Genomic DNA, 13,839 nt, shown 5'->3' with positions numbered 1-13,839 from the left:
TACTTTACTATTCTCTAAAAATAAAATCCAAAAATGAAAAAAATCATTGCCCTTTTCCTATTGAATTCTATTGTTGGGTTCGCTCAAAATCCGGATGAAAAGCAATTGGCTGCTATCTATAAATCTGCTTTGACAGAATCAAAATGTTACAACTGGCTGGATCATTTGTCCAATGTTGTCGGTTCCAGGTTATCAGGTTCGGAAGGTGCCCAAAAAGCGGTTGCCTATACCAAACTCCAAATGGAATCTTCAGAGGCTTTTGATAAAGTATACCTTCAGGAAGTCATGGTACCGAAATGGGTCCGGGGCGAGAAAGAAATCGGTTATTTCCTAGATGGGAAGAAAAAAACCGCAGTGCCTGTTTGTGCTTTGGGCGGTTCAATTGCTACTCCAAAAGCCGGAATCACCGCTGAAATTATAGAAGTACAGTCTTTAGAGGAACTGAAAGCATTGGGAACAGATAAAATCAAAGGGAAAATCATTTTTTTTAACCGTCCGATGGAGGCTTCTAAAATCGAAACCTTCCATTCTTATTTTGAAGCGGGAGACCAAAGAAGGGCAGGAGCCAAAGAAGCCTCGAAATATGGTGCAGTTGGTGCTATTGTGCGCTCACTGACCTTGCGTTTGGACGATTTTCCGCATACAGGATGGATGGGTTATGGAGATATCCCGGAAAGCCAATATATCCCGGCAGCCGCCATTAGTACAAATGGTGCCGAATTATTAAGCAAAACACTCAAAAACAACCCGAAACTGCTCTTTCATTTTAAACAATCCTGCCGAAAAGAAGCCGATGTATTGTCCTATAATGTCGTTGGGGAAATCAAAGGTAGCGAGCATCCGGAAAAAGTGATGGTGGTTGGCGGCCATCTGGATTCCTGGGATCTTGCAGACGGTTCGCACGATGACGGCGCCGGCTGTGTCCAAAGTATGGAAGTGGCCAATATATTTAAAAACATTGGTTTTAAACCGAAAAATACGCTTAGGGTTGTCTTGTTTATGAATGAGGAAAATGGAGGCAGAGGAGGACAAAAGTACCAGGAATTGGCTTTAAAGAATAACGAAAACCATATTTTTGCGATGGAAAGCGATTCGGGCGGATTTGCACCAAGAGGTTTTTCACTGCAAAGCGATGCTGTCAATTTCAAGAAGATAACAGCCTGGAAAAATCTTTTCGAGCCGTATTATGTCCATGTTTTTTCCGAAGGACATGCAGGTTCCGATATTGAGCCGCTTACATCTTCCAAGATCGTTAAGGCCGGCTTGCTTCCTGATCCGCAGCGTTATTTTGATTACCACCATGCCCAAAACGACACTTTTGACGCTGTAAACAAAAGAGAGCTCGAACTGGGAGCCGCTACCATGACATCGTTGATTTATCTCATTGATACTTATGGAATTGAATAAAAAAAAGCCCTGGATGACAGGGCTTTTTCTTTTTATTAGGCGTTTGAATTGTTCCAGTCTATTTTCCTCGAAAAATACATGACTGCTCCAAGAATCAGGAATAAGCCGGTACTGCCTACCAAAAGGGCATAATTTTCCAGTTGTATGATAACATAAATGAAAGTATACAAAGCCGTTAACGAAAGTCCTATAAACATTGGGAATTTCCTGTTTTTTAAAATAGAAACCGAATAGAGGACCAGCATGGTAATTACAGAAGTTCCTGCTACAAGATAGGCCAGTGTGAAACTCGAATGTTCCGTAATGGAAATCAGCAAAGTATAAAACATGATGAGCGCCAGCCCGATCATGCTGTATTGGAAGATATGGATGCTTATCTTACTGATGGATTGTATTAAGAAGAAAATCAGGAATGTCAAACCGATTACAAGGAAACCGTATTTGGAAGCACGCTCGTTTTGCTGGTATTCGTCAACGGTTTCAATGAGTTTTACGCCAAAAGAATATTCGTTCAGGTTCGGGATTTTTTCGGTATACTGTTGCGAAAAAGATCGGTTGATGTCCAATATTTTCCAATCAGCATGAAACCCTTTTTTTCCTATGGTCTTTGTCGTGTCGTTCGCGGCAAAAGTTCCTTCGAAACTTGGGGAATCCCAGTCGGAATTAATGTTTATAACCGTTGTTTTCCCTACCGGGATGAATTTGACGCTATTGCTTCCGTTGTATTGCATCAGTAGGTCGAAGCGGATCGTTTCTTTGCTGGCCAGGGTTTTGTAATTGAAAGCCGGAGTTTCCAAAGTACCGTAAAAAGTGTCTTCTGCCGGTTTGGATTCAAAATCCAGTTTTTGCTGGTTCAGGCGTATATTCAAATCACTTTTGACACTTTTCAGATTTGTTGTTTTGACCATAATTGTGGCTTTATCCCAAAGCAGGTCTTCTTCTTTGAGGCCCAATTTGGCATAATCAGGCTTGGCGAATGAACCATCAAAATGCATATTGGCCGTAAAAACCACATTGTTGTAAATGCCTCGCTTTAAAGAGGTGTTTTTTTTCACTTCCGATGTATTGTTTAGTTTTTCCGGGAAAAAATAAGCATATTCGATTGTGGCGCTTCTTTCAATAGTGACGGTCTTGGTCTTAGGGTTTGTCACATTGTATTCCTGGTACGATTTATAAGGGATTTTCAATATCGGGCCATAAAAGACTACATCTTTCCCCCAAAGCTGTGTTACTTCATCGACTACTTCCTGTTTGCGTTGGGAACGTTCCGATATCAGGTCTTTTACAAATTCCAGCGGGATGAGCAATACGAGGGTAAGTAGGCCTACCATCATCATTTTGGCTGTTGTCGACTGAAAAAAAGAACCTTTGTTCTGACTGTTGTTTTCTGTTTGATTTTCCATTTTTTAAAGTATTTAGATTGAAATAGTATTAATTATGATTGATGATAAGATCGAAATAGAGGAAGGCAATCGGGATGTTGCTCAGCAGGATTAGGATCCGGATCGTGTTTTCGGTTCTTTCAAAAGGAGCAAAAATTAGCCGGCTGATGAGATGCATCAGGATGATCAGGTTAAAAAAGAATGCAGCAACTACATACAAAAAGCCCATTACCAGTACCATTTGGCTGGGAAAAAGGATGTAATACAGGAAAAGCATTGTCCCGATGAGAAACGTGCCAAGCGCAAATAATGTGGAAAAGGAGATCGTGTGGAGCCAGGTTAGTGTTTTCATAATTATTTTATATTAAAAGCAGATTGAATATTTCCGATAGGTAAGGCTAGCATTTTTGAAAAGTCCAGATCATAAAACCGGTGTGCTTCTTTCCCTTTTTTATAACTGGAAAGAAAACGTTTGAGATGTTTGATGTGGAAAAGAAAACCGGTCATGATTACGATAAATACAAAAGGTGTTTTTTTGCCGTTTCCCAATAAATAGAACTGCATGTCAATTTCATCCACTACTGTCGTTCCTGTATTTGTCAGGACGTGGTATACATCGTGTTCTTCAAGCTGCGGTTGGATGGCAAAATTGGCCCTGACCAGGAAACTGCCCAGGTGAAATCCAAGACTATCTTTCGAATGGTTGAGATAATCCTGTAGGGATAAATTCCAGGCGGTGTTTTTTTTGAACAGAAACTGATAAGGTCTTTTGATCATTTTGTAAAGGATTTCAATTATTATGTCTTTCATTTTAATTTTAAAAGTACTTTGAATTTCAAAGTTTACGAATAAAAAAATAGGTTAGCTTTTCTGGATTAATTTTTCAAGGGCGTCAATATGTTCCTGGAAAGCTTTCCGGCCTTCCTTGGTCGCTTTATAACTCGTATTGGGCTTTTTGCCGATGAATTGTTTTTCGATCATAATATAACTTTCGGATTCCAAAGCTTTGGTATGCGAGGCCAGGTTTCCGTCTGTCACGCCTAAAAGTTCTTTTAGCGTCGAAAAATCAGCCGATTCGTTTACCATCAAAATGGACATGATGCCAAGGCGGATGCGATGGTCAAAGGCTTTGTTGATATTTTGGATGATATTTTTCAAATTTTAATACGTATCGATTACGGTTTCTAATACTGCAGAACCAGCTATTTGTGACGGCGCCACGACATCTTCATTGAGCGGAATGTTATTCCCATATCTTTCTTTCAGGACGGCCCGGACTTTAGGGTCTTTCAAATTGAAATGCTTCAATTTTTCCAAAGGGCATAATTCGATACCGGCACCGTTTTTATAGATTTTCCAGACGAGTTCAGAGCAATAAATTTTGGAATCGGACCATTCAAAATACAAATCATAGTCCTTTTTGTTGAATTGTTGCCCGTATGCTTTCATTTTTTTAATCGTGGCCGAAGTTAACACTTGAGAAGCGTTTTTCAATCTTTTTACGACATATTTTTGGCCTTCGCCACCGGAAATCCAATCTTTCAGAAGCGTTAGTTTTACCGGTTGTACTGCTTCATACACATACTGTTTCCCGTTTATGATGTAGATGATCCCGCAGTGTGAGAATTTTGAATTAGTAGCAATCCGGATGGCTTCGCATTGAGGCGATTGTGACGACTGGAAAATAATATCACCATCTTTAGTGGTTTCCAAGACCTTTTCCGTTAGGATTGTAAAGGTATCTTCCGTTTTCCGGGCATTGGCCAATCCCAAAATACAAACGAGAATGGTTAAGCCAAGGACGCTAAAGAGGATGGTTTGTTTTTTCATGACGGTTATTTTCTATCGTATTTGTAATACATCATGGCGCCGTAAACAATATGGCAGATCCCGAAACCCAAGATCCAAAAATACAATCCGTAACCTGAAAATTCAACAGCAAACAAGCCCAGTATAATTTCCGTAATGCCTAAATACCGAACATCGCGCAAGGTATATTTACTGGCATTCAGGCAAGCCAGCCCGTAAAACATCAGGGTGATAGGGGCAATGAGCCCGTAATAACCGTGACGGAGCAGGAGCAATGTAAAAATACCGCCTGTGCATAACGGAATGGCAAAATTGATGAGCAATCTTTTTGAAGATGGATTCCAGGCTTTTTCTCCCTGCTTTTTAGCTTTGTTTATGGTCATAATCGATGCGGTGGCAACAGAAGCAACCAACACAAGAATCGCTGTGAGTAAAATTTGTTTAAAAGTACTGCTTTCTAAAGTGACATATTCTCCCTTGTGGTGCAAAAGCAACTGGTTCACATACACCGCGCCAATCAGTCCGTAAATACCGGCAAGTATTCCCGACAAACCACTTAAGGATATGAATTGCGTCGATTGTGACATCATTTGTTTGATATCCTGTATGTCTTTCAGATAATTCTTGGTTTCCATATAAAGTACTTTGAAAAACAAAGTAAATGATAATTTTTAGTTTTACCAAATCTTTTTTGAATTATTTTAGTTGGGAAGTAGAGCGGTAAACAGGTGGTGCTATAAAAACGAAAAGCCCTTATAACAGGGCTTTTTTGCTTAAAATGTAATGTTTTATACTCTGAAAATTCCTCCAACGGTAATGTTTCGCTGTAGGAACCAAAAATGCTGGCTGGCTTTGTCGGCATCTTCAAAAGTGGTTTTGATGTCTTTCATGTCAATGTAACCTCCTTTTAATTCCGTCTGGATGAAGAAATATTTAAAGAAAGTAAAGTTTAAACCTGCTTTTGCCGAAACCCCGAACCCCGAAATGTGGAAATCGTCATGGCGTTCTTTTCCTAAAAGCTTGGCATTGGTTTTCGGATACAGTATACCGCCTCCAAGGCCTTCGGTAATATTAACCTGGAACTTATCCGTATTGGGCAAACCGATTAAATGCGATATGTCATCTACACGGGCCACTTCCGTATTTACATAATTCAAACCGTCTGTGTGCTCATAAGTCAGGAATTGTTCGGTTAGCATAACCTGGCTGTTGTCTTCCGGCATTGCTTCGCCATAACTTCCTTCATTTGGGTAATAACCGCTGTAATTTACGGCCCTGTCCTGGAACATGACATATTTCATGTGGTCTACACCAATGGAAACATTGTATTTGTCGGTAAAAAAATACCCAATACGCAAATTGGTCTGCGGAATGGTCATCCTGGCCGGGTTTACATAATCTACATGCCAGCCTTTTGGCTTATCGTGGGCTGTAACATCATATAATGTAAAATCGTAATCCGCTCCCCTGAAATGAATGTCGGATTTGGTATAAGATTCCCGGTTCCCGCCCCAATACACGTAAAATTTCCCCTTATTGTGAGCCGTGTATTTTTCAGGACTAGCTACAGTTTCCTGTGCGGAAAGTGTTTGAAAGACAGCGCAGAAAAACAGCACCACTGTCAAAAATGAATGTTTCATCGTTGTAAAAAATAATTAAAATTGATTGATGGTTTGCCTTATAGCGACAAGTTTGGTCATCAAACCTTCAAAATAATCAAGGTGGAGCATGTTGGCACCATCGCTTTTGGCATTTGCCGGATCAAAATGGGTTTCGATGAAAATCCCGTCAACCCCAACGGCAATACCTGCTTTGGCAATGGTTTCAATCATATCAGGACGTCCGCCGGTTACACCTGTCATCTGATTGGGTTGTTGCAAGGAATGGGTAACGTCCAAAACGGTAGTGGCCATATTCTGCATGGTTGGGATACCGCGGAAATCCACGATCATATCCTGATACCCGAACATAGTCCCTCTGTCTGTTACCATTACATTCTGGTTGTTGCAATCCAGCACTTTCTGAACCGCGTGTTTCATGCTTTCCGGGCTCATAAACTGGCCTTTTTTCAGGTTGACGGTTTTTCCGGTATTCGCTGCAGCGACAACCAAATCTGTTTGACGGACCAAAAAAGCCGGAATCTGGAGTACATCAACATACTGGGCAGCCATAGCGGCATCTTCATTGGTATGGATGTCTGTAACGGTAGGCACGCCGAATTCTTTGGATACTTTTTCTAAAATCTTCAAGGCTTTCTCATCACCAATCCCGGAAAAACTGTCAATCCTGGAGCGGTTCGCTTTTTTGAAAGATCCTTTGAAAACATACGGAATATGCAGTTTATCTGTAATACCGACTAGTTTTTCAGCAATCCTCATGGCCATTTCTTCTCCTTCAATAGCGCACGGCCCCGCCAAAATGAAGAAATTCCCACTATCTAAGTGTTTGATATTAGGGATATTTTGTAAGTTCATGTGTTGTAATTTTTTTGCAAATATACCAATTATTTCAATCGGTTATTTCGGTTTAACTTTTCCTGTTTTTAATGCATGGCATCGGCAGGGTTGATAATGTTTTTGCTTCGCTTAATCAGGAAAACAAAAAGAATGCAAAATAAAAACATGATCCCAAGGTAAAGGAAGATATCCATATAAGACAAAACGGTGCTTTGCTTCAGGATGGAAAAGTCCATAACCTGGTAGGCTTTGTTTAAAGCTTCATTCGAACTGAACCCTTTGGACATAAAACCTTTTTGCAATATCTGGATGCGCTGTTGCACTTCAATCCTGCTGCCATCAAGATGGGCCACCAAATCTACTCTGTGTTTTTGTGTAAACCTTGTGATGAAAGTGGTGATGATGGCAATACCGAACGATCCTCCCAATTGTCGCATCATCCCGGTAAAAGCGGCACCTTCGCCAATATGTTTTCCTTTTAATGTAGATAAAGATAAGGTCGTAATAGGCACGAACAATAATCCCAATCCGATCCCTCTCATAATCAATGGCCACCAGAAATGCTCAACGCCCGTATCTATCGTCATAACGTTCCGCATCCAGAAAGTAAAGAAGAAAAAGACCAAAAACCCTACGGCGATCATATATCCCTGAGGAATTCCCTTTTGGATCATTTTCCCAACAAAAGGCATTAAGATGGCTGTTGTAATAGAACCTGGGATGAGCAGCAAGCCGGCATCAAGGGCAGTCCAGCCTAAAACTGACTGTGTATAGATAGGAATGACAAGCGTTGAACCATACAATCCAAATCCGAGGATGAAACCCATTAAAATCCCGATGCGTAAGTTGCCGTCTTTTAGGACACTTAGATTTACGATAGGATATTTATAGGTAAGTTCCCGCCAGATAAATGCCAGTAAGCCAAAGAAAGAAACAATGCTTAAAAGAACAATTAAACCATTGTCAAACCAATCGTCCTGCTGGCCGTGTTCCAAAACAAACTGTAACGAACCGATAAAAGCGGAAAGGAATAAGATTCCCCACCAGTCAACCTGGTTGGCTTTTAGTTTTTCGCCATATTTAGGGCTTCTGACAAAACTTAAAGTCAAGATAGTTGCAATAATTCCCAAAGGGATATTGATATAGAAGATATACGGCCAGGAATAATGCTCCACGATATACCCTCCCAAAGGCGGTCCAAGCGTAGGCCCTACGATTACTCCCATTCCGTAAATGGCTTGGGCCATTCCGCGTTTTGCCACAGGGTAACTTTCGGTGATGATGGTTTGAGCGGTTACCAGCAGGGCACCACCTCCGAGTCCTTGTATAAAACGGAAAGCCACAAGTTCCCAAATATTGGTCGCGTTCCCGCATAAAAAGGAAGCGACAGTAAATATGATGATGGAAGCGGCAAAATAATTACGCCTTCCGAATTGCTGTGATAACCAGCTTGTCATCGGGATTACGATTACGTTGGCAATAGCGTAGGCCGTAATTACCCAGGCTACATCGGTTAAGGTCGCGCCCAAACTCCCGCGCATGTTGGTTAGGGCCACGTTTACGATCGTGGTGTCGACTATTTCGAGCAATGCGCAAAGCACGGCCGTAATGGTAATGATGACTCTCCTGAAGCCGTATTCGACTAAATCGTCTTCTGCTGCTGTCGTTGTTGCCATATTTTAATTGATAATTAGCAATTGATAATTTGTTTCAAGCGGAATGCCTAGCCCTGATAGAAACGGAAATCCTTTTTGAGGTCCTTGCCGAAAAAAGATTGCAGTGAATAGCAGGAAATAGCTCCTTATAAATTATTTGATATGAACATCTACGTCTACATTCATCCCGGGACGCAATAATTTTACTTTTGAAGCGTCGTTTGTAGCGTTAAGACTTATTTTTACTGGCAAACGCTGGATGGTTTTTACAAAGTTCCCGGTAGCGTTGTCCGGAGGCAAAATAGAGAAACGGGCACCGGTTGCTGGTGAAAACGAAGCGATTGTCCCTTCAAATTCCACGTCCGGGAAGGCATCGGCCTTGATGGTTACTTTCTGGCCTTCGACCATTTTGTTCAATTGGGTTTCTTTGAAATTAGCGATAACCCACACGTCCTGGTTGTTGATGACATAAAACAAGGATTGCCCCGGTTGGATGAACTGGCCCGGCTGTATCGCGATTTTGGATACCTGGCCGTCAATGGCTGCGGTCACAACGGTATAGTTCAGGTTGAGTTCGGCAGCTTCCAAAACAGCTTGGGCGCGTTTGATGTTGGCGGCAGCTACTTCAGCCTGTTTGGACGAAACATTAGAGCGGGAAGCGGCCACGGTTTTTTGGTAAGAAGTCGCTTTTTGTTGCTCCTGAAGGATTCTCAATTGGCTTTGAGCCTCGAGTTTGGCTGCTTCGGCTTGTTCAAATTGCTGTTTGGTAATCGAATGGTTTTTGTAAAGATTGTTGTAACGCTCGTAATCGTTTGAGGCTCTTGTCAGTCGTATTTTTGCTGTTTCGATATTTCCGCTGGCAGATTGTACATTCGCATCCGATACGGAAACGTTGGCTTGGGCTGTCCCGATATCTGCTTTGGAAACCGCATAGTTTTCTTCTGCTCCGATAAGGGCTGCTTTCGCTTCGGCTACTTTTACCATATAATCCCTGTTGTCGATGGTAAATAAAGTATCTCCTTTTTTAACGAACTGATTGTCTTTTACATATACTTTGGTAATGTATCCGGATACCCTTGGGATGATCGGATTCATGTTTTTTTCCACTTGTGCATCATCAGTCATTTCATGGGCAAGTGAATGAAGGTATTTGTAAACGCCGTATGTACCGCCTAAAAGGATTAGGACTGTAAAGATCAGTATGAATTTCTTGTTCGTTTTTTTCTTTTCCATTGTGATGAAATATTTAGTTTTGAGAAAGATTGAATGAGTTGATTAATTTTCCTGCCGCAAATTGCAACTGGTAGTATTTTAAGGCAATATCTGCTTGTGATAAGGCTAAATTTATTTTGGTCTGAAGCTGTTGTACGTCTGCCTCGAGCAAATCATTGGTCGTAGATAAACTGTTGTCGTATTTGTCTTTTACGATCCTGTAATTTTCAGTAGCTTGCTCAACAGCTTGTTTGTAGACAATGTTCTGTTTCATGGACAGGTTGTAATTTTCCTGTGCCTGTTGGGTTTCTTCCTTGATTTTATCCGTTAGGATGGACACGGCAGTTTTGGCCTGTTCGGATTTGCTCCTGGCCAGTTTTACTTCTTTCCCGTTTTTGAAAATGGAAGATAAATCATAGCTAAGCCCCACACCGATATTCATCGCATTGGTAACGGTGATAACATCTTTCAGGTCGAAAGCAATATAACCGCCTACAAGGGACAAGGAAGGATAATAACCGCTTTGCGCCACTTTTATACCCGATTCTGACGCTTTTTGCTGGAAATTCAGTGCTTCCAGGTCATTTCTCTGTGCGTTTAAAGTCATGCTTTGCGTTTTGAGCATATCGTTTTTAATCGTTTCGATATCGATGTCGATTTGCGTGTTTTCAGGCAACTGCAAAAGAGTAACCAATTGATAATTAATCACGCTTACATTTTTATTGGCACTATCCAAAGAAAGCTGGACATTAGATTCCTGAAGCTGGGCTTTTAAAAGATCGTTTCGGGGAATGATCCCGTTGGCTTCCATAGCTGTAAAATCGACGGTACGCTGATGCGCGCTTTTCAGGTTTTCCTCAATAAGTTTTGCCGTTTCCTGTGATTGGTAAAGTTTGGCGAATAATTCCACGACATAAATAGCCAATTGTTCTTTGGTATGGGAAGAATTGGCTGTTTCGGCCTTGTATAAACTTTCGGAAGCCGAAATGCTGTTTTTTAGTTTGAAACCACTGAATATAGGCATCGAAACATTCGCCTGGCCTAAAAGCAACTGGCTTACTTCCAGCGGAGAAGAACTTCCTCCGGATCCTCCCGTTTTAAGGCTGGAATCCACATTGGCATTGGTAAGCTGCAGGAACTGCCCCGAGATTTTCAGGTTAGGGTATTGGTTGTTTTTCATGGTTTCCATCTCCAGTTTTGAAGTAGCTACCTTGATATTGGCAAGATTGGCCTCATTACTTTTGGTCGTTGCCAACGAAATGGCTTCTTTGAGCGAAAGTGTTTTCCTTTCCTGAGCGTACCCAACAGTTATGCCTAAAAAGGAAATGGCAATTAGGATTGTTTTGTTAATTTTCATAAACCAATAGCGCTTTAATTGTTTTTTGAATGTGTTTTATTAGATGGGTGAGGATGTATGTATCGAAATCTTCCTCTGTTTTTAAATTGAAAATTTCACCATAAAAAGGCTTGTTCATCTGGAAGTGGAAATACGTTCCCATGATGGTAGGAGGAATCAAAGCCACATCGATGTTTTTGACGAATAGCCCTTTTTCCTGGCCTTCTTCAATAATTTTCATTAAAGCCTGGAGATTGTATTTTTTAACTTCATTGAAAGATTGGTAATTGATATCCCTTTTTTTGGTGGCAATCTCAAAATGGATGATCTGGTACATGCGGCAATTTTTATTGATCCGCCTGATGTATAATTCGATTAGCCTGTCGATTTTTTCAAAAGGAGTAAGGTTTTCCTTGAAAAGGTTCTCCATTTCCAGTCGAAGGTCTGATATCCTATTGATAATCAAAGCTTCCAATAGTTTTTCTTTCGAACCAAAATAGTAGGAAATCATCGCAATATTGATATTGGCCTCTTTGGCAATATCCCTAACCGAAGTACCGTCGAAACCATGCTCCGAAAAGAGTTTTTCTGCTACCAGAAGAATCTCATTTTGCTTATCATTAAATTCGGTCATTAGTATAGGTATTAAATTCGGCTACAAAATTAAACGTTTGTTTAAATTAAACGTTTGTTTAAATTGATTTTAACGTTTATTTAACAGTTGAAAACCTCCGCAACGCCCATAAAAAAAGGCAGCCTATAACTGGCCGCCTTTTTATGTAATGGTAAATAAGGATTAATCGTTTAGCTTTCCGAATTCAGTTCCATCGATTTCGCCGGAATTGATTTTTCGAAGTTCCTCCATTTTAGAATTGATAAAAGCATCCATTTCATCAGTAACAGTGCTCGGCCTTGCGCCTCTGTAGGAACCGCTCAACACATTATTATAATAGTAGAAGAAATTGCTGTCAAAAGCCGAAGCCGAAAGATTATATTCGCCTAAATACCAGCCCAAACGGGTTGCAGAACGCCTTTGCGGAGGTGTACCGTGATGTCCAGGGTTTGAGGTCGAATAATCACCAATGGCATACGCAAACTCGAAAGCCGGCCCGGCCGCAGCCCAAGTAGCATTGTAGCCGCTTGGTTTTCGCATATAATAACCGGCAAATCCGTCAGCTTCGAGCTCGTTTGGCCTGGCTGTACTTTCTGATACCGATGGCAAACCGTACGCATATTGCAATTGGTGCCCGAATTCATGGGCAAGGATCATGGCCGGAACGATTTGGCCTTTGGCTAAAGCCGCTCTGTAAATAGCTTCCCCAAAATAAATTTTCTTCGGATACGAATACGAAATGGCATTGTATGTCGAATTCGGGTTGCTGTCGTCATGCACAATCCTCAATGTTACCGCTGCTTGCCCGAATACGCTGGCAATCTTGGTGTTCTGGGCATAAATGAAATTGGTCTGCGTCGTGTTGATAATAGTAGAATTCAAATACGCATTCGAACTCCAGTAAGCGTCTACATAGCTGCATTCTTTGTTTAATGCCGATGGCTGGCTAATGGCTTCTTTTGAAGTTTCGGTTTCTGCCGAATCGTCTTTGCTACAGGCAAATAGCATCCCTAATGCCATGGCAGACATAATCAGGCTTGTTTTTTTAATTGTTTTCATTCTTTTATGATATTTGGTTGATTAAATAGGCCTCAAAAGAAAGAAAAGCAATTGTAAGAAAAACACCATAAATACGACTTAAATGATTCTTAACTTCTTCTTATGTATTGAAATTGAGTTTGTTAGATTATTTTTTTTAGAAAACCCCCAATGTTTTCCATGCCATTTTCTGCCAGGTTTTTGATGAAGGCACTTCCAATGATAGCGCCTTTGGCATATTGGGTCGCCTGATTGAAAGTTTTCCTGTCATGAACCCCAAAACCTACAATCTGGGGATTCTTCAGCTTCATTTGTGCTATGCGTTTGAAATAGTCTTGCTGGCTTTCGCCGAAACCTTCCTGGCTCCCTGTAACACTAGCCGAAGAAACCATATAAATAAAACTATCGGAGAGGGCATCAATGGCCAGGATGCGTTCGTCCGAGGTTTGTGGCGTGATCAAAAACACATTTTTCAGGCCGTAGTGTTCAAAAATGGCTTTATATTCTTTTTCATACATATCCAGCGGAAGGTCTGGGATGATAAGGCCATCAATGCCAATTTCGGCACATTTTTGGCAGAATGTTTCCACACCAAATTGCATAATAGGGTTGAAATAGCCCATGATCAATAACGGGATATGGATGGTTTTCCGGATGCTTTGCAATTGCTCAAAAAGCAGTTTTGTAGTCATGCCGTTGGCCAGGGCCTGCGCCGAACTTGCCTGTATGGTTGGACCGTCTGCCAAAGGATCGCTAAATGGCAACCCGATTTCGACCATATCCGCACCGTTTTCCTGAAGCCTGTTTAGGATGGGAACCGTATCGTTGAGGTTCGGAAATCCTGCTGTAAAATAAATAGACAGCAGTTTTTTATTTTCTTGTAATTTTTGATGAATAGGGTTCATTATCAGTCATGTGTTATAATTTATTT

The 13,839-nt window shown here is 41.1% G+C and carries 15 protein-coding genes; 1 reads left to right on the top strand and 14 read right to left on the bottom strand.

Going from position 1 to position 13,839, the window contains the following annotated elements:
* The first annotated feature begins 33 nt into the window (after positions 1-33).
* Positions 34-1,407: a M28 family peptidase gene (locus E4635_RS03555; protein WP_135525251.1), complete on the top strand. Its 1,374-nt coding sequence runs from the start codon at positions 34-36 to the stop codon at positions 1,405-1,407.
* 35 nt (positions 1,408-1,442) lie between these two features.
* On the opposite strand, the gene creD is transcribed toward E4635_RS03555, so the two are convergent.
* The 14 genes from creD to trpA all read right to left on the bottom strand — a co-directional run bounded on the left by creD (position 1,443) and on the right by trpA (position 13,813).
* Positions 1,443-2,810, bottom strand: coding sequence for a cell envelope integrity protein CreD (gene creD / locus E4635_RS03550; RefSeq protein ID WP_135525250.1), 1,368 nt, complete (start codon positions 2,808-2,810; stop codon positions 1,443-1,445).
* A 28-nt stretch (positions 2,811-2,838) separates the two neighbouring features.
* Positions 2,839-3,141 (bottom strand): hypothetical protein, encoded by a 303-nt coding sequence (locus E4635_RS03545; RefSeq protein ID WP_135525249.1) that lies wholly within the window; start codon positions 3,139-3,141, stop codon positions 2,839-2,841.
* 2 nt (positions 3,142-3,143) lie between these two features.
* A complete protein-coding gene (locus E4635_RS03540; protein WP_135525248.1) occupies positions 3,144-3,599 on the bottom strand; it encodes a hypothetical protein in 456 nt (151 codons plus the stop codon).
* A gap of 51 nt (positions 3,600-3,650) precedes the next feature.
* The gene (locus E4635_RS03535) at positions 3,651-3,947 is read right to left on the bottom strand and encodes a winged helix-turn-helix domain-containing protein (protein ID WP_135525247.1); all 297 of its coding nucleotides are present in this window, start codon (positions 3,945-3,947) and stop codon (positions 3,651-3,653) included.
* A 3-nt stretch (positions 3,948-3,950) separates the two neighbouring features.
* The gene (locus E4635_RS03530; RefSeq protein WP_135525246.1) at positions 3,951-4,619 is read right to left on the bottom strand and encodes a YiiX family permuted papain-like enzyme; all 669 of its coding nucleotides are present in this window, start codon (positions 4,617-4,619) and stop codon (positions 3,951-3,953) included.
* 5 nt (positions 4,620-4,624) lie between these two features.
* On the bottom strand, positions 4,625-5,233 hold the full coding sequence (locus E4635_RS03525; protein ID WP_135525245.1) for a hypothetical protein: 609 nt from the start codon (positions 5,231-5,233) through the stop codon (positions 4,625-4,627).
* A gap of 153 nt (positions 5,234-5,386) precedes the next feature.
* Positions 5,387-6,238 carry a hypothetical protein gene (locus tag E4635_RS03520; protein WP_135525244.1) on the bottom strand — a complete coding sequence of 284 codons (852 nt, stop codon included), beginning with the start codon at positions 6,236-6,238 and terminating at the stop codon, positions 5,387-5,389.
* Between the two features lie 15 nt (positions 6,239-6,253).
* Positions 6,254-7,072: a 3-deoxy-8-phosphooctulonate synthase gene (gene kdsA / locus E4635_RS03515; protein WP_135525243.1), complete on the bottom strand. Its 819-nt coding sequence runs from the start codon at positions 7,070-7,072 to the stop codon at positions 6,254-6,256.
* A gap of 68 nt (positions 7,073-7,140) precedes the next feature.
* Positions 7,141-8,730, bottom strand: coding sequence for an MDR family MFS transporter (locus tag E4635_RS03510; RefSeq protein ID WP_135525242.1), 1,590 nt, complete (start codon positions 8,728-8,730; stop codon positions 7,141-7,143).
* 132 nt (positions 8,731-8,862) lie between these two features.
* Positions 8,863-9,942: an HlyD family secretion protein gene (locus E4635_RS03505; protein WP_135525241.1), complete on the bottom strand. Its 1,080-nt coding sequence runs from the start codon at positions 9,940-9,942 to the stop codon at positions 8,863-8,865.
* A gap of 13 nt (positions 9,943-9,955) precedes the next feature.
* The gene (locus E4635_RS03500) at positions 9,956-11,278 is read right to left on the bottom strand and encodes a TolC family protein (RefSeq protein WP_135525240.1); all 1,323 of its coding nucleotides are present in this window, start codon (positions 11,276-11,278) and stop codon (positions 9,956-9,958) included.
* Positions 11,268-11,891, bottom strand: coding sequence for a TetR/AcrR family transcriptional regulator (locus E4635_RS03495; protein WP_135525239.1), 624 nt, complete (start codon positions 11,889-11,891; stop codon positions 11,268-11,270). Before E4635_RS03495 ends, E4635_RS03500 begins: the two co-directional genes overlap by 11 nt.
* A 162-nt stretch (positions 11,892-12,053) precedes the next feature.
* Positions 12,054-12,929 carry a metalloprotease gene (locus E4635_RS03490; RefSeq protein ID WP_135525238.1) on the bottom strand — a complete coding sequence of 292 codons (876 nt, stop codon included), beginning with the start codon at positions 12,927-12,929 and terminating at the stop codon, positions 12,054-12,056.
* A 122-nt stretch (positions 12,930-13,051) separates the two neighbouring features.
* Positions 13,052-13,813, bottom strand: a complete 762-nt coding sequence (trpA, locus tag E4635_RS03485; RefSeq protein WP_135525237.1) for a tryptophan synthase subunit alpha — start codon at positions 13,811-13,813, stop codon at positions 13,052-13,054.
* Positions 13,814-13,839: the final 26 nt, after the last annotated feature.

This window comes from Flavobacterium humi, from assembly GCF_004745595.1.
Taxonomy (GTDB): Bacteria; Bacteroidota; Bacteroidia; order Flavobacteriales; family Flavobacteriaceae; genus Flavobacterium; species Flavobacterium humi.
Note: the sequence above shows the minus strand (reverse complement) of the source record. Positions and strands in the feature narration are given on the sequence as shown.

Coding starts and splice junctions, on each gene's coding strand:
- kdsA (WP_135525243.1), bottom strand. CDS start 7,072: ATGAACTTACAAAATATCCCTAATATCAAACACTTAGATAGTGGGAAT.
- E4635_RS03525 (WP_135525245.1), bottom strand. CDS start 5,233: ATGGAAACCAAGAATTATCTGAAAGACATACAGGATATCAAACAAATG.
- E4635_RS03555 (WP_135525251.1), top strand. CDS start 34: ATGAAAAAAATCATTGCCCTTTTCCTATTGAATTCTATTGTTGGGTTC.
- trpA (WP_135525237.1), bottom strand. CDS start 13,813: ATGAACCCTATTCATCAAAAATTACAAGAAAATAAAAAACTGCTGTCT.
- E4635_RS03510 (WP_135525242.1), bottom strand. CDS start 8,730: ATGGCAACAACGACAGCAGCAGAAGACGATTTAGTCGAATACGGCTTC.
- E4635_RS03490 (WP_135525238.1), bottom strand. CDS start 12,929: ATGAAAACAATTAAAAAAACAAGCCTGATTATGTCTGCCATGGCATTA.
- creD (WP_135525250.1), bottom strand. CDS start 2,810: ATGGAAAATCAAACAGAAAACAACAGTCAGAACAAAGGTTCTTTTTTT.
- E4635_RS03540 (WP_135525248.1), bottom strand. CDS start 3,599: ATGAAAGACATAATAATTGAAATCCTTTACAAAATGATCAAAAGACCT.
- E4635_RS03500 (WP_135525240.1), bottom strand. CDS start 11,278: ATGAAAATTAACAAAACAATCCTAATTGCCATTTCCTTTTTAGGCATA.
- E4635_RS03530 (WP_135525246.1), bottom strand. CDS start 4,619: ATGAAAAAACAAACCATCCTCTTTAGCGTCCTTGGCTTAACCATTCTC.
- E4635_RS03495 (WP_135525239.1), bottom strand. CDS start 11,891: ATGACCGAATTTAATGATAAGCAAAATGAGATTCTTCTGGTAGCAGAA.
- E4635_RS03545 (WP_135525249.1), bottom strand. CDS start 3,141: ATGAAAACACTAACCTGGCTCCACACGATCTCCTTTTCCACATTATTT.
- E4635_RS03520 (WP_135525244.1), bottom strand. CDS start 6,238: ATGAAACATTCATTTTTGACAGTGGTGCTGTTTTTCTGCGCTGTCTTT.
- E4635_RS03505 (WP_135525241.1), bottom strand. CDS start 9,942: ATGGAAAAGAAAAAAACGAACAAGAAATTCATACTGATCTTTACAGTC.